The organism is Acaryochloris marina MBIC11017, assembly GCF_000018105.1.
In the GTDB taxonomy this organism is placed as follows: domain Bacteria; phylum Cyanobacteriota; class Cyanobacteriia; order Thermosynechococcales; family Thermosynechococcaceae; genus Acaryochloris; species Acaryochloris marina.
In genome coordinates, this window is sequence record NC_009925.1 from 1698699 (window position 1) to 1713873 (window position 15175).

12 protein-coding genes and 1 other RNA gene are annotated in these 15175 nt (G+C 49.3%); 6 read left to right on the forward strand and 7 right to left on the reverse strand.

Translation table 11 applies throughout. From position 1 onward, the window contains the following. Nucleotides 1–8: 8 nt before the first annotated feature. Nucleotides 9–2135, reverse strand: a complete 2127-nt coding sequence (locus AM1_RS07640; protein WP_012162252.1) for a substrate-binding domain-containing protein — start codon at nt 2133–2135, stop codon at nt 9–11. Nucleotides 2136–2576: 441 nt separating this feature from the next. Between AM1_RS07640 and rnpB the strand changes: the two genes are divergently transcribed. The 3 genes from rnpB to ccsB all read left to right on the forward strand — a co-directional run bounded on the left by rnpB (nt 2577) and on the right by ccsB (nt 4875). Continuing rightward, nucleotides 2577–2990, forward strand: an RNA gene (gene rnpB / locus AM1_RS37890) — RNase P RNA component class A. A 55-nt stretch (nt 2991–3045) separates the two neighbouring features. After that, nucleotides 3046–3789, forward strand: a complete 744-nt coding sequence (locus AM1_RS07645) for a ribonuclease III family protein (RefSeq protein WP_012162255.1) — start codon at nt 3046–3048, stop codon at nt 3787–3789. An 84-nt stretch (nt 3790–3873) separates the two neighbouring features. Continuing rightward, nucleotides 3874–4875: a c-type cytochrome biogenesis protein CcsB gene (gene ccsB, locus AM1_RS07650; protein WP_012162256.1), complete on the forward strand. Its 1002-nt coding sequence runs from the start codon at nt 3874–3876 to the stop codon at nt 4873–4875. A 34-nt stretch (nt 4876–4909) separates the two neighbouring features. Here ccsB and AM1_RS07655 read toward each other — a convergent pair whose 3' ends face one another. After that, complete coding sequence (locus AM1_RS07655) at nt 4910–6229, reverse strand: DnaJ domain-containing protein (RefSeq protein ID WP_012162257.1); 1320 nt, start codon at nt 6227–6229, stop codon at nt 4910–4912. Between the two features lie 268 nt (nt 6230–6497). On the opposite strand from AM1_RS07655, the gene tilS reads away from it, so the two are divergent. Next, on the forward strand, nt 6498–7514 hold the full coding sequence (tilS, locus tag AM1_RS07660; protein WP_012162258.1) for a tRNA lysidine(34) synthetase TilS: 1017 nt from the start codon (nt 6498–6500) through the stop codon (nt 7512–7514). Nucleotides 7515–8049: 535 nt separating this feature from the next. Here the strand turns inward: tilS and rppA are convergent. After that, on the reverse strand, nt 8050–8775 hold the full coding sequence (gene rppA, locus AM1_RS07665) for a two-component system response regulator RppA (RefSeq protein ID WP_012162259.1): 726 nt from the start codon (nt 8773–8775) through the stop codon (nt 8050–8052). Between the two features lie 96 nt (nt 8776–8871). Here rppA and AM1_RS07670 point away from each other — a divergent pair, with 96 nt between their 5' ends. Beyond that, entirely contained in the window at nt 8872–9084 is a 213-nt protein-coding gene (locus tag AM1_RS07670) for a hypothetical protein (RefSeq protein ID WP_012162260.1), read from the forward strand. Here the strand turns inward: AM1_RS07670 and AM1_RS07675 are convergent. After that, a complete protein-coding gene (locus tag AM1_RS07675; RefSeq protein ID WP_012162261.1) occupies nt 9055–9765 on the reverse strand; it encodes an HAD-IA family hydrolase in 711 nt (236 codons plus the stop codon). The genes AM1_RS07670 and AM1_RS07675 overlap by 30 nt on opposite strands. 67 nt (nt 9766–9832) lie before the next feature. Here AM1_RS07675 and AM1_RS07680 point away from each other — a divergent pair, with 67 nt between their 5' ends. Then, nucleotides 9833–10984, forward strand: coding sequence for an alpha/beta hydrolase (locus AM1_RS07680; protein WP_012162262.1), 1152 nt, complete (start codon nt 9833–9835; stop codon nt 10982–10984). An 89-nt stretch (nt 10985–11073) separates the two neighbouring features. Here AM1_RS07680 and AM1_RS07685 read toward each other — a convergent pair whose 3' ends face one another. From AM1_RS07685 to AM1_RS07695, 3 genes are read right to left on the reverse strand one after another with little or no spacing between them, the layout of a single operon-like run. Next, on the reverse strand, nt 11074–13191 hold the full coding sequence (locus tag AM1_RS07685; RefSeq protein WP_012162263.1) for a putative bifunctional diguanylate cyclase/phosphodiesterase: 2118 nt from the start codon (nt 13189–13191) through the stop codon (nt 11074–11076). Beyond that, nucleotides 13178–13648 (reverse strand): response regulator, encoded by a 471-nt coding sequence (locus AM1_RS07690; protein WP_012162264.1) that lies wholly within the window; start codon nt 13646–13648, stop codon nt 13178–13180. Before AM1_RS07690 ends, AM1_RS07685 begins: the two co-directional genes overlap by 14 nt. After that, on the reverse strand, nt 13645–15117 hold the full coding sequence (locus AM1_RS07695; protein WP_049783702.1) for a sensor histidine kinase: 1473 nt from the start codon (nt 15115–15117) through the stop codon (nt 13645–13647). Before AM1_RS07695 ends, AM1_RS07690 begins: the two co-directional genes overlap by 4 nt. Nucleotides 15118–15175 lie beyond the last annotated feature (58 nt).

Consider the following 15175-nt stretch of genomic DNA (forward strand, 5'->3'; position numbering starts at 1 on the left):
ATCTTTGATCAGCCTTCCTCTTCTTCCTGAATCCAAGTTTCTTTGGGATCTGGCGTTTGAGACATTTGGGGATTCATCCCTTCAGGAAAGTCCTCATCTTGAATCCAAGTTTGCCTCGGATCTGGCGTTTGAGGCGTATCCATCGCGGGGGATAGCTGATCATCTTGAATCCAAGTTTGTTTTGGATCTTGAAGTTGGGTCGGCGGCGAATCGATGCCAAACGGATTATCGACCCCGTCCATCCAAGCCTGTTGAGGCTCCTGAAGCTGGGTTGGGCTGGAGTCTTGGAGCTGGGTTGAACTGGAATCTTGAAGTTGAGTCGGATTCGGTTCTTGTAATGGGGTAGCACTGAGATCCTGTAGCTGCGTCGGACTAGTGTCTTGGAGCTGAGTTGGGTTAGGCTCTTGCAGTTGAGTTGTGCTGAGATCTTGGAGCTGCGTCGGACTAGAATCTTGTAACTGAGTCGTCGTTGGGTCTTGGAGTTGTGTCGGGCTCGAATCCAATGGATCGTATAACTGGGTTGGACTGGAATCAAGGTCTTGGGCGGCTGCCGAATCTTCACTGTCAGGGACTTGAAGTTGAGTCGCCGTCGGATCTTGAATCTGGGTCTTTGGGCCTCTCTGGGATGGCGGCGTATCCTGCAGTTCAGTTTTAGGATTTTGAATGCGAGTTTGTGCCTGTAACTCCCGAGACGTAATATCCACCCACTCATCCGGGGCTTCTGGTTCCATTTCAGGAATCTGCAGCTCAGTTTCTGATCCTTGCAGCTTCGTTTCAGCTGGCATAGCCATCTCGTTAACTGCCGCCGCCCCCAACACCACATTTTCAGGGGAAAGCGGACTACTGCCTTCCTCACCGACTGGCCCTGAAGGAGACGGATTTGGAGGTTCTTGCAACGCAGTTTCAGGCGCTTGAATCCGAGTCGGTCTTATCTTCTCGGCATAATTGGGGGCCGGTCGCGGTGCTGGTTTTGGCTTAGATTTTGCCAGCAATGTTTTCAATACACCACCCACTAGCCCCCCCAACACCAAAACCACCAGAGCAATAGGTAACCACCCTAGTCCGCCAGATGTATCTTGAGCGTCTCCTGCCGTCTCTGGGTTCGCAGATGATGGGCCCGTACCATCTGAACTAGAACCATCCGATGATGCCGACGGGGGATTGTCTGATTGATCATTATCTGACGGGGAGTTATCCGACTGAGCCTTGTCCGTAGAGCCAGCATTGGCATCTGTTGTTCCGTCTTGGGCAGAATCCTTCGTCGATGAACCATTGGTGCTAGCGTCATCGGATATTGCAGGTTGAGTCTTCGCTTCAGCAATCGCATCTTGTCCCGGAGCAGAGGCCACAAAGTCGAGAAACGTCTTAGTCGAAGCAGTGGGCGTACCTTGATAGACATAGGTAAAAGGCTGAGAAAAGGGATAGCGTGGATCATCCGGCAAAGTGTTGTACATGGAGATGGGACGAATCGCTTCAGCTTCACCAATCTGGCTGGCAAGGGCATAGCTAATACCATCCTTACCCAATTCATCCATCAGGGCCGAAACGTCATCTTGATCTAGTTGCACAATCTGGCCACCCGCTTCAAAGTTAGCGGCTCGGAATAATTCATAGGTTTGTAGCGTACTTTGAAGATTGCTGGCAATCGGACGATGAATCACCCGGATAGGGGCAGAGGGGCCTCCCAGCTGGGACCAGTTCGTAATTTCTCCCCGAAAAATCTTTACCACTTGGTCAATGGTTAATCCCTCGGCAAAGGGATTATCTTGGCCCACCACAATTGCAATTTTTTCCCGGGTGACGGGGACTTGGACTAAACCTTGTGCTTTCTCTTCTTCCGTTAGGAGACGGCTAATGGCAGCTAAATCAGCCTGTTGACCTTCGACCTGGAGCGGAGCATCCGCCTGCTGACGCTTAATCTCAACCGTCGCATTCGGGGTTTGGGTTTCATAGCGCTGCTTCAGCGCCTGATTAATCGGAGCCATGCGGGTCAGATTATCGATGCGAATAGTTGCCGCCCCTTCCTGAGCTTGCACCCTTTGCTCAACCGATTCAGGCAAAAGGATTGCCGAGGAGACCCCCAACGTGACCGCCATCGCTAGCTTGGGAATAGAAGTAGATCGTTTGGGTCTCATGTACTCAGCCTCCAACAAAATATATTGGCGTTAGTAACCAGTCGCATTTAAATCGATATTGACCGTCGTTTTTTGATCCTGCTGCCAGCATGTCTTGAGCACTATCTCTGGGGATACTGGCAAGCATTAAAATATGCACCTACCAAGAAGCCTTGGCTCCTACTCCAGGGAATAATTTGGCCATGACAAAGCAGTTGGATATTAACAGTCACCTAGGAAAACTCCAAGAGCGAAGAGCATACCGAACTGCTGATCGAGTTTGCACAGACCAATTATCACAACTCTAAGGGCAGTCTCGTAAAATCACTTTTATTTTTAAGGTTTTCTCAAGCGCATGTTCAAGGTTGCTCAAATCGTTGATCGTTAGCTGTGTTAAACCTTGGGGGGCTAACCCGTCCAGATAGATGGGCATATATCTATGTAGACTAGGTAAAAGATGGGAAGAGTAGGAGTAGGTGGTTGCGGACTTGAGATCGCAAGTCTGAGGAAAGTCCGGGCTCTCGAAAGGCCAGACTTGCTGGGTAACGCCCAGTGCGGGTGACCGTGAGGAGAGTGCCACAGAAACATACCGCCGATGGCTTGTTTCGCTACAGGATAGCCAAACATTCACAGGTAAGGGTGCAAGGGTGCGGTAAGAGCGCACCAGCAACGTCGAGAGGCGTTGGCTCGGTAAACCCCGGTGGAGAGCAAGGCAGAGGGCAACGGTTGGTCTTTTCCCCGCTCTCGTTTGTAGCGCCGCTTGAGGCGTCTGGTAACAGGCGTCCCAGATAGATAACTACCCTCTTTCGACCAATCCTGGGCCAATGTCCGGGTGGAGAAAGAGAACAGAACCCGGCTTACCGCCTGCTCTTCCCTCTATCTTTAGGGGATACTCCCCTAGCTTTAAACGTCATCTTTACTTCCCTCATCAATGGCTAGTTGCCCCCCTCAACGACAACGACAGCTCGAAAAATTGATCCAGCGACTGGGGCTACCAGGGAATGCCCCCATTCGTTGGGACCTACTCGATCTGGCTCTGACCCATCCGTCTGCCTCTGGGCGGGCCAATTATGAACAATTAGAATTTGTGGGCGACTCCGTTGTCCGTCTCTTAGCCGCCGTCCTTTTACAGGCAGAGAATGCTCAAGGATCCGTGGGAGAATGGTCGGCGATTCGTTCCGTATTGGTCAGCGATCGTCACCTGGCGACCCTAGCCGCTAACTATGGTCTGGATCGATTTCTACTGCTAGGTCCCAGTACCCTGAAAGATCGCCGAGGTCAAGACTCTCGATTAGCCGATGCTTTTGAAGCCGTCTTGGGGGCCCTTTATCTCAGCACCGGTGACCTCTCGCTAATTCAGCCCTGGCTCCAAGATCCTTTGCGAAACAAGGCAGAGCAGGTCAGGATCGATCCCGCGTATCAGAACTATAAAGCTGCCCTCCAGCAATGGACTCAGGCCGTTTATCAACAATTACCCGAATATCGAGTCCAAGAGACTTCACCTCCATCCCAGGATCCTAGTGACGTGATGGCTGACCGCTTTACTGCCGAAGTCTGGCTCCAAGAGGAACTACTGGGGGTGGGCAAAGGGCACTCTATCAAAGCCGCAGAGAAAGCCGCAGCCCAAATAGCCTTTTTAAAAGTCCAGTCGCCGTTGGCCGAGACTGAGTTTTAGGTTTCAACAGTCCCTTTTCCATCATTCGATAGGATAATGGATATATATCTACGGCTCAAAGATTCATAGAAAAGGATAAAAATGATGGATCTGGTCCTACTCCAGAATAAGCTTGATAATCTTTCCTTCGCAGTCTTGTTTGTAACCATGTTGGTCTATTGGGGAGGACTTGCCTTTCCCAACATTCCATTTTTCCCCACCTTGGGAACCGCCGGAATGGCCATCGCGAATCTATGTATGGCTTGCTTACTCGGCGCTCGTTGGATGGAAGGGGGCTATTTCCCCATTAGCAACCTGTATGAATCTTTATTCTTCTTAGCCTGGGGCGTCACCACCATTCATCTCCTGGCAGAATGGCTCAGCCGTAGCCGATTGGTTGGAGCCGCCACTGCTCCTGTGGCCATGGGAATTGCTGCCTTTGCGGCTCTGTCCTTACCCGATGAGATGCAATCTTCAGCGCCCTTGGTGCCTGCCCTTAAATCGAATTGGCTGATGATGCATGTCAGCGTCATGATGCTGAGCTACTCGGCTTTAATCGTGGGATCCTTATTAGCCATCGCCTTTTTAATCGTAACCTTTGGTCAACCAGTGGAACTGAAAGGCAGCTCCATTGGCACCGGCAGCTTCCGCAAGCGAGAACCTCAAGCCCCCGCCGCTTCTACTGCCAGCAACTTGGATGAAGGCTTATCGATGGGTTCAGCTCAAGCCACTGCTGTACTCACTCCCGTCTCTACTCCTCAAGCGCCTTCTTTTTCTCTGAACCGCATGAGTCTGGCAGAATCCTTAGATAACCTGAGTTACCGCATGATTGGTTTGGGATTTCCCCTGCTAACAGTGGGGATTATTGCTGGTGCCGTATGGGCCAATGAAGCCTGGGGCGCACCCTGGAGCTGGGACCCCAAAGAAACTTGGGCTTTAATTACTTGGCTCGTATTTGCCGCCTATCTCCATGCCCGGATCACTCGGGGGTGGCAAGGACGACGCCCAGCCTATTTAGCCACAGGCGGATTTTTTGTCGTCTGGGTATGTTATCTAGGAGTCAACCTGTTGGGCAAAGGGCTACATTCCTATGGTTGGTTCTTTTAGTCGTTCCAGTGGATCGGTCAGGATAACCTCAAACTTAGACCAATTGCAGCATCAACGCTCGATACAGCAAGGCAGTCACGCCATAGCTAATCATCACAATTGTGGGGACTGCCAGGGCTGCAATGGGTTCCGCAATTTGACCAATCTTGGTGTAGCCACTATATAAGCCAAGTATGGTAAAGCTGGAGGCAAACAGACTTAGGGCAATCAGCTCAATTTGGCCGAGCTGCATCGCTAGGCCACTTAAAAACGCCCAGACGCCCACGGGCAGCATTGCCGACCCAGCTACCAGCAAATCTCCAGACCAGCTCCCTCCTTTCCCTACCATCCGCCGAATCAGACTACCTGCCAACACTAAACTAGAAAAAGCCACCAAGCTGAGCAGCATCACTTGAGAATCCGAAACGGTCCAGGGCTTGGGCGCAAAGAGATGGGCACCCCCCACCACGCAACCCATGGCCAGACCTGCACAAATCAAGCTTATACCGATGGATTGATATGGCAGCTGACTTTGCCAAACCTGTAAGGCAGCACCACTGGGATTAACCAGCAGGCGAGGTAAGGTCGTCAAAGCAGTAGTTGCCAAAGTTGCCCCATTTCGAGGCAGATTCAAGAGGATATTGGCGGGCTTGCGATTAAGATCCTTGAGGGTTGCGATGGCCCGTTGGTAATGACCAATATGTCCCTGTTGTCGGAACAAACTCGCAGCCGCTTGCAAATCACGAATCGCCAAGCGCTCTTTCACCTTGATATAAGCAATACCTCGATGATAAAACGCTTGAGCATAGTCTTTTTCGAGGGCAATAGCTTGGGAATAGGATTCAATAGATAGATCTAAATGACCTAACCGATAGCAAGATCGTCCCCGAAAAAAGAAGGCTTGAGCTGATTGGGGCTGAATGCTCAAAATATGATCACAATCTTGCAAAACTTCCCGATTATGGCCGAGGGCAAACCGAGCTTGACATCGCCCCATATAGGCTTCTAAATAATTCTTGTCGAGGTGAATCGCCTGGGTAAAATCAGCAATCGCAGTGGCATAATTTCGTCTATTTGCCTTTTGTACCCCTTGCATAAAATATTGTTGAGCATCTTGGAGAACAACAGAACCGGGTTCTTCTACAAACGGAGATCGAGGGCCATCGTTATGATCATAAATAACTCGCCGATCACGATTACTCAGAACTTCATAGGCTGTACATATTTTTTGAAAAGCCTCTGCAGCTCTAGGGTTATTGGGGTTTAAGTCGGGATGATACTGTCGAACCAGTCGACGAAAAGCCGTTTTGATATCTGCTGGAGTCGCCTGTGGAGACACCTGCAGCACACTGTAATGATCTTGTGAGTCCACCATGAAAGTTTTGGAAGCTAAACCGTTCGACAACTGATTGAGGGTTTAAGATGTGATCTTGCTTACACGCTCTTCTTCCCAAGTATGGCATTTCGGTTAAAAGATGTATCTATCAACCTGAAATTCTTATTTTTCTTAGTATTTGTTTCCATTCCCAAAAATTGTTGTGAATAGACTTTACTCTAGTCTTAGAAAAATGCTTTCAACCCTTAGGTTTATCTTCAATAAATTGGGTCTTCCCCAAGATTAAGCCTCCTCCCATAGACCTGTCGTGATTAATTCTCCTCCTTGGACTCCACTCCATGCTCATCTGCACCACATCCTGAAAGTACGGCAACTCTTGCCCATACAACAGCGAATTTTAATTGCTCTTTCGGGTGGGCAAGATTCATTTTGCCTCTTGCAGCTTTTAGTCGACCTACAGCCCAAATGGGGTTGGCAACTAGCCATTGCCCATGGTGATCATCGCTGGCCTCTAGATTCTGATGCTAACGCCCACCATGTTACTCAAATTGCCCGCCAATATCAGTTGCCCTACTTCTTACGCCAAGCCACCACGGAACTCAGAAGCGAAGCCGCTGGACGCCAATGGCGATATCAGATCCTGACAGAGATTGCCGAACAGGAAGCATATCCCCTGGTAGTCTCCGCCCATACCGCCAGCGATCGCGCCGAGACCTTACTCTATAACTTAATACGAGGTAGCGGCACAGATGGCTTACAAGCTTTAAGTTGGCAGCGTCCTCTCTCAGATCGGGTGCAGCTTGTACGGCCATTGCTCGACGTGGCACGAGCCCAAACGGGAGACTTTTGTCGGCACAGAAATCTGCCGATCTGGCAAGATGCCATGAATCAAAACCTCGTCTATCGTCGTAACCGCATTCGGCTAGAAGTTCTCCCTCATCTGAAGACCCATTTCAATCCTCAAGTGGAAACCACCCTGGCCCATACTGCAGAAATCTTGCAAGGTGATGTTGATTTTCTAGAAGCAGAAACCCAGAAACTATTGGCGATTGCCCTGCCTAGTCCCCCTCCGGTCTTATCTGAAACAGAACAATATTGGGGGTATATTAATCGGGATGCCCTCCAATCTGCTCCCCTGGCGTTACAACGCCGAGCCCTACGTCATTTTTTGCGGCAGGCTATCGATGTATCTGCTAATTTCCAACAAATCGAAAAATTGATGGCTTTAGTGAAAGCACCGAATCATTCCCGCACCGATCCGTTCAAAAAACAATGGGTAGCAGAAGTTATTAAACCCTGGATAGTGATTCGGTCTCTTTCATAACGGCAGTTTCCCTAAGAAATGGTGCAGAAGAAACGTTTACATCCAGTGCAGGCGACAGGGACAATTAATGGGCTAGACCTTTTACTGTCTGCAATACAAGAAGATTAAACTGAGATTAATTCCACTAGAAATCGTTCGGGAACCAAAGTCAGGCAATAACAGGAGAAGGGGAGCTGTTAACATCCCATGACTTCCATCTACCGTAAAAATCTAACCTCAATAATTCATCATTTAAGCCACTTCATTTCCAATCAGTGGCCATCGTCAAAGCCTTAAGGATAGAGGCCTATACCCATGGTAGATCCCCCTTCTTTCCTATGTGTAAAACGGACCAGATTAGCGCGATCTGCTATAGGTTAGAAAAGTGAGGTGACACTCCAAAAAGTGTCACTTTTATGTCATTAAGCGACATTCTTCAAGATATTCTAAGACCAGTGAGGAGTGATTCAGATGAAAAGCTCTTGAGGTCGAAACACGGCAAGACTCTCAAGAGCTTTTTTATTTTTAAATATCCTTTATTCCATCACCACAAATATTACGGTTCAGCCTCTACCTTGGCCCCAAACCAATATCCTTTGCCATAGATCGTATGAATGAGCGGCGGAGAGTTTTTGGCGGCAATTTTTCGACGCAGCAGCCGAATTTGGGCGGCTAAGACATTGCTACTCGGTTGATCTCCACTTGGCCATAGATGTTGGTAAATCTGGTCATGGGTAAGCAGCTGGTGGGGATGCTGCATCAGATAGGTCAGCAGCTGACTTTCTTTTTCTGACAAGGTGATCGCCTGTCCTTGACAGTAGGCAATTTGGCTTTCCAAATCCAGTTCTAAGCCTTCCATCTGGATGCGCTGGAATAAGGCTTCCGGCGATGTTTGCGAGAACTGCTCACTCCGACGCAGAAGAGCCCGAACTCGTGCCAGTAGCTCTCTTAATTCAAAGGGCTTGACTAGGTAGTCATCTGCACCGGCATCCAAGCCTTGTACCCGATCGTCTAGGGTATCTTTGGCGGTCAGGAATAAAACGGGGGTGAGTTGGGATTGCGATCGCAACTCCTGACACACTTCAATCCCCGACAATTTGGGCAACATCCAATCCAGGATAAGTAAGTCATATAGCTGTCCCTGGTCTATTTTTTGTTGCACAGCAAGTAGGGCCGCTTCGCCATCATTCGCCACATCAACGCTATACCCTTCCCGTTTAAGCAAACGGCCCAGAGCATCGGTTAATTCAACCTCATCATCAACTAGCAGAATTTGACTCATTGGTCACCACAGCAGGTCACAAAGCAGGGCTTACGGTACTGTTAAGGGGATATCCCCAAAAAGCATTGCCCCAGGCCAGCAGGATCAAACTGGATTATGCCACAACCCGAAAACTCTCCCTCTCCAAGCAGCCTTGGCTTCCTTCTGAAAGTCTTGGGTCTTTCCACTATCCTATCGGCTGCCATCAAATATTTAGGCCCGCTCCTGCCGATTTCTGGCTCTAATGCCTTGGCGTTAGGCGTAGTGCTGACCCCCTCTCTAGTGCTGGGGGGTCTATTACTACTGCGGGGTCAACGCCAAGCGGGATAAATCCGAGATTTCTGTATGGGTCGGTCCAGGTGGAGATTTGCCGGAACGATTCAACCACACGCCTCGGAGTCCTGCCTGTTCAGCCCCCTGATAATCATCCTGCCAACTATCGCCAATATGCCAAGCGCCATCAGCAGCAATCTGATGTTTGGCCAACGCGGCTAAGAACACCTGGCTCTCTGGTTTGGCTGCACCCACTTCAGTAGAACTGGTGACCGTTTCAAAATAATCCCTGAGTTCTAAGGCTGCCAAAACAGGATGTAAGCGACTATCAAAGTTAGAAACCACCCCTAATCGAATGCCTTGCTGTTGCCATTCTTGAAGGACTTGCGGCACTTCAGGATAAACAAACCAAGGCTCTGGGGTTGCAAAGTGATCAAACAAAATTTGGAAAAAGGCATCAAAGTCGGTAAAGGCAGAGAATGCTCCCACGTCTTGGAAGGCGCGAGCAGCCACTGCTTTCCACCAAAGCAACTCCTGTTTATACAAATCGGGGGGGACAACACCTGGAAACGCAGCTTTAGGGGCGGCAAAGAAACTCTCTATAAATGCCTGATTTAAGCGTTGGGCATCAACCGTTACGCCTGCCTGAGCGGCAAAACGGCCATAAATCTCCCCGACGGTTCCCCGCACCCCAAATAAGGTGCCCACGGCATCCAGGAAAATTACAGAAGGCGTCATAGGTTACCTTGGGGGTTACAGTATCGGCTGGGTAGATCATCGATTATGGTACCAGTGCAAAACACCGATGAGTAATCCTTACCAGTCTCTGATGAAAGCGGGGTGGGTCACGTTAGGATTGCTAACCGGCCTGGCACTGCTGGTCATCGTCTTACATGAATTACAGATCGTCAATGCTTGGCAACTCCCGCTGCAGCCAGTTTTAGCCTTTCTAAGCTGTGGCAGTATGGCCTGCTTTATCACTGCAGGAATGATGAAGCGGACGCCAGTAACTGTATCTTCAAGTCCTCGCCCTTACCGTTGGCGGCGGCGGTTGCTCTACTTCAGCATTTTTTTGCTGATTAGTATCAACGCCAGTACTTACCTGGCCGCCTATGCATTAACCCATGTTCGAGGGCCGGGACAATGGGGAATTGGCTTGCCTAAGCCCACCCATATTCGCACTCCTGAGGAACGAGGCTTATCCTACACCACCCACCGTTTGCCGATTGATTCATCCGGTTGGCTAGAAGTCTGGCATATACCAGCAGATGAGGCTTCTTCAAAAGGGACAGTGGTGCTATTTCCGGGCAATCGCAGTACGAAGGACAGGCAGTTGATCGGTCCCGCTCAATCATTTTCCAAGTTAGGTTATGACTCGTTATTGGTGGATTATCAAGGGGTAGGAGGTTCTAGCGGCTACACCACCACCGTCGGTATGCGAGAAGCAAAAGACGTGGTTGTGGCAGTCGACGCATTGCCCTCCCTCAAACTCCCGCCTCCAGTCATTGTCTATGGAGTATCAATGGGGAGTGCGGCAATACTGAATGCGATCGCAACTCAAAACCTCCAGCCCGATGCCGTCATTATTGAGCTTCCTTTTGCCCGGTTTATTGATGCCGTCCGTAGCCGCCTACGGCATCACCAGATCCCTCCATTTCCTTTAGCAGAATTACTGGTCTTTTGGGGAGGTGTACAGCATGGTGTCAATGGATTTAGCCATAATCCCGTTGAATTTGCCCGTGCTATCCAATGCCCCACCTTAGTGATGCAGGGTCAGCAAGACCCTTGGACCACCGTGGCAGAAGTCAAAACCCTCTTTCAGCAAATCACTGCCCCCAAACAATTGGTGATCGCATCAGATGGAGGACATCACCAACTGATTGGGATTGATCGAGCTTTATGGGAAACCAACCTGAGTCACTTCTTACAATCGATCAACGCTGATAGGGAGTCATAGAATTCCCCCTCAAGCCTCCCTTGAACCATCGCTTGAATAAGTCACAGCAGTAGGAGGACATTGCTTGCCCTCTGGTCAAGTTCTAGACCTTAGGCCGAGACCACAGTGCTAGTCTCCAATGGTTGTACAAACACCCTGTGAGACTGCATCAGCGCTTTTTGCATTTGAGCCGCTGAAAGGGGCTTAGATAATAAGTAGCCCTGAACACAATCACAATGATGTTGCTGGAGCCATTGCAGCTGTGCTTGGGTTTCTACTCCCTCAGCAATTGCAGTCATCCCTAAGTTGTGCGCCAAGGTAATCATTGTTCGCACAATTTCTGACTTTTCTGTATCAGTCACCAACCCTTCAATAAAAGAACGATCGATTTTCAGGGTGTCTAAGGGGAAGTTATGTAAAAAGCTCAGAGATGAATAACCAGTCCCAAAGTCGTCGATTTGGAGTTGAAGCCCCAAAGCGCGCAGTTGACTAATGAGTTCAGAAACCATCACCTCATTTTCCATAATCATGGTTTCTGTAATTTCTAGCTTGAGGTGACGAGCACTGACTCCCGTCTCCGATAGAATCGATTGGATTTGTTTGCCTAAACTGGCCTGAGAAAACTGCTTACGGGACAAATTAACGCTAATACTCAAGGGTGGAATCTCAGTCAGGGTCTGATGCCACTGCCATAGCTGTTGACAGGATTCTTCCAGGACCCACTGACCAATCGCTAGGATCAATCCCGTTTCCTCCGCCACAGGAATAAATTCCTGGGGCGAAATTAAGCCTCGCTGAGGATGTTGCCAGCGGATCAGCGCTTCTAGGCTAACGATTTCATGGGTTTTGAGGGAAATAATCGGTTGATAATAGAGCTGAAATTCCTGGTTGGCAATGGCAGCTCGCAGGTCGGTTTCTACCCGAAGCAATGCCTGAACGCGATCGCGCATGGCTGCTTCGAAGACGACATATCGAGACTTGCCCAGGGCTTTGGCTCGATACATGGCATTATCCGCATCCCGCAATAAATTTTCTGCCTGGGGCGAATGGTCTGAATTCAGAGCAATCCCGATGCTGGCCGAAATATAAACTGTATGCCCCTGAAGTTCAAAGGCTTTCTCTAACTCTCGATTGAGACGGCTGGCCACTTGTTCCGCTTGATCTTGCCCAGCAATATTCTCCAAAAGGATGGCAAACTCATCACCGCCCAACCGAGCAATCACATCACCGGGGCGTAACGCTGTTGTCAGCCGTTGAGCCACTTCAATCAGCAGCTGATCCCCAATGGCATGGCCCAAACTATCATTAATAACCTTAAACCGATCGCAGTCCAGAAACAGCACGGCAAATAGATAGTTGGTCTGGCGATTGACGCGCGTCAGAGTCCGATGAAGCTGGTCCAAAAATAACGCCCGACTGGGTAGCCCTGTGAGATGATCGTAAAGCGCCACATGGTTAGTGAGATCCGTGTGCGACCCTGCCATCCGTACCACGCGATTTTTGGGGCCAAACACCGCCATGCCGCGGCTACTGACCCAGCGATAGGACTGGTCCCGGTGAAGCATGCGATATTGACATTCAAAGGCGGTTGTTTCCCGTCGCAAATGCCGCCGTAAATCGATGCGGAATCGTTCCTTATCTTCCGGGTGAATGCGATCAAACCATTCTTGAATAGAAGGCTGTAGCGTCACTTCTGCTTGGCCAATAATCGCGGCCCAACGGGGAGAATAATAAACTTGATGGGTTTGTAAGTTCCAATCCCAAAGCCCATCATTTGAGGCTTGGGCCACCAAATTATATTGTTCCTCTCGCTCCTGCAACGCCACTAATGTCCGAGTATGGTTAATGGCATAGCGAATCGACCGCTCCAGTAAAGCGGATGTAATCATCCCTTTCACCAAATAATCCGTCGCCCCTGCCGTCATCGCAGCTAAGTCGATCTCGCGATCTTCCTGGCCCGTCAACAAGATAATCGGAATCCGATGGCCTAAAGCAACCACTTCTTCTAGCAAGTCCAAGCCTGTTCGACTGCCTAAGCGAAAATCGAACACATAAATATCATGCTGGTGACGCTGAACCGCCTCTAGTCCTTTGTCATAGGTATCCGCCCAGTCCAGATCAAACTGGATGCTTTGAAAATCGTCTAGGAGATCTTCAAAAAAGAAATAGTCATCTTCATCATCTTCCACCAGCAATAGTTTGATATGCAGTGGATCAAGATGCCTCACAACATTGCTCCGGGGGTAATGCCACAACGGTAAACCAGTACTGGCCTAGGGTTTGCATCACCTCAACTAATGCGTCAAAGGTCACAGGTTTGGTGATGTAGGTATTGGCCCCCAAGTCATAACTGCGGTAAATATCAATATCCGTATTAGAGGTGGTTAAGACCACAATTGGAATACGGCGGAGTTCAGGATTCGCTTTAATCTCCTGTAATGCCTCTCGTCCGTCTTTCTTCGGCATATTGAGATCCAGCAAGATTAGACCGGGGCGGGGCGACGTTTTCGGGTCGGCATATTGACCTCGGCGAAATAAGTAATCCATCAATTCTTCGCCATCTTTGACAAAGCGAAGGTCATTACTCAGTCGGCTCTCCTCTAAAGCTTCGGCCGTGAGCATCCGATCATCTTCATCATCGTCAGCCATCAAAATCGTAATCGGGGCAGCATTGACTGAGGTCATGATTGGGGCTCCATGGAGGTTTGGGTAAGCGGTAAGGTGATGAAAAATGTTGCGCCTTGGCCCGGTGAACTTTCAGCGGTGATGGTGCCACCATGATGCTCGGCTATTTTGGCACAGACCGCTAGGCCAATGCCCGTGCCATCATATTCATTGCGACTATGTAAACGCTGAAACACTCGAAAAATACGGTCCGTATACTTTTGCTCAAAGCCAATGCCATTATCTTCAACGCTGATTTGGTACAGGCTCTCGGTCTCAGTACTTTCATTAACCGACTGCCCGCCAATCGTGATGCAGAGGGGCTGATCCGGCTGACGAAACTTGAGAGCATTGCTAATCAGGTTTTGAAACAGTTGGCGAATTTGCATCGGTTCCGCATCAATCGTAGGTAACGCAGTCACCTCAACCTGGGCCTCCGTTTCCTGAATCCGAATTTCCAGATCATCTAAAACGCTGCCCACCACTTCATTGAGATCGACTTCAGTAAAGGGTTGTGACTTTGACGTCACTCGAGAAAAAGCTAATAGGTTCTGCACCAGTTGCCGCATGCGACCCGCCGCTTTTTGCATACGGTCCACATAATCTTTCCCCCGATCGCTCAGATCATCTCTACATTTCGTTTGTAATCGATCACCAAAGGCCTCAATTTTGCGGAGGGGCTCTTGTAAATCATGGGAGGCTACATAGGCAAATTGTTCTAATTCCTTATTGGAGCGGAGTAAGGCTTCATTCGAACGAGCTAGCGCCTCAGACTCTTCTGCTAGTTTGGCTTCAGCTTCCTGCTTGGCTTTTTCCTGCCGTATCAGAACGGCTTGAGCATAGCCAACGATAATGACGAGCACCCCATATAGCCCGACAAAGATAACGATAACGGCGATCAGCCCTTCTTGCTGAGCATCTTCTACCTGTTGTACGAGCGGTGTGACATTGCTATAGACCTCGATAACACCTTCAATCTCTGAATCAGCACCCTGAGGCCGAAGGGGTAAATAGCTGGAAATCAGTTTTTTCTCTGTCAGGAGTCCCTGTACACCCCGAAATTTCTTTTTATGGGACAGCTTAGTAATGGTTTCACCAGAACGCGCTGTCAGGAATCCAGAATATTTCGATTTATCCTGACCAATTTGTTTGGCGTTGGTCGAAAACACCACTCGACCGTTTAAATCGAAAATTTTGAGTTTGGCGATGGACGTTCCTTGAATCAGACGACGAACGGTGTCATCGATATCTTCAATCTGAGGATGATTTTGTAAGTCTTTCCTAGATAAGGACTCCGTAGAACTCAAGAGAGATTTGTGCTGAGGCCATACCGAATTAGCAAAAACTTGGGTAATTTCAACATTCTTTTGCTCACTCGCACTAATCAGTTGGGCCGTTGTCGTTTGCTGATTATAGTGCCGCAAGAAGAGGGTGGCGCTCCCACAGGCAACTAAACTCGCAATCGAAAAATATCGCAGTAACTTAAACAAAAGCTAAATTCCAAAGGCAATACATCCTGGTGTCCTGATCCAGTTGTCAGGATCCCTT

Bases quoted from the DNA above. Each gene is read 5' to 3' on its own strand.
- AM1_RS07680 (WP_012162262.1), top strand. From the start codon at position 9,833: ATGAGTAATCCTTACCAGTCTCTGATGAAAGCGGGGTGGGTCACGTTA.
- AM1_RS07675 (WP_012162261.1), bottom strand. From the start codon at position 9,765: ATGACGCCTTCTGTAATTTTCCTGGATGCCGTGGGCACCTTATTTGGG.
- AM1_RS07670 (WP_012162260.1), top strand. From the start codon at position 8,872: ATGCCACAACCCGAAAACTCTCCCTCTCCAAGCAGCCTTGGCTTCCTT.
- ccsB (WP_012162256.1), top strand. From the start codon at position 3,874: ATGGATCTGGTCCTACTCCAGAATAAGCTTGATAATCTTTCCTTCGCA.
- rppA (WP_012162259.1), bottom strand. From the start codon at position 8,775: ATGAGTCAAATTCTGCTAGTTGATGATGAGGTTGAATTAACCGATGCT.
- AM1_RS07645 (WP_012162255.1), top strand. From the start codon at position 3,046: ATGGCTAGTTGCCCCCCTCAACGACAACGACAGCTCGAAAAATTGATC.
- AM1_RS07690 (WP_012162264.1), bottom strand. From the start codon at position 13,648: ATGACCTCAGTCAATGCTGCCCCGATTACGATTTTGATGGCTGACGAT.
- AM1_RS07640 (WP_012162252.1), bottom strand. From the start codon at position 2,135: ATGAGACCCAAACGATCTACTTCTATTCCCAAGCTAGCGATGGCGGTC.
- AM1_RS07655 (WP_012162257.1), bottom strand. From the start codon at position 6,229: ATGGTGGACTCACAAGATCATTACAGTGTGCTGCAGGTGTCTCCACAG.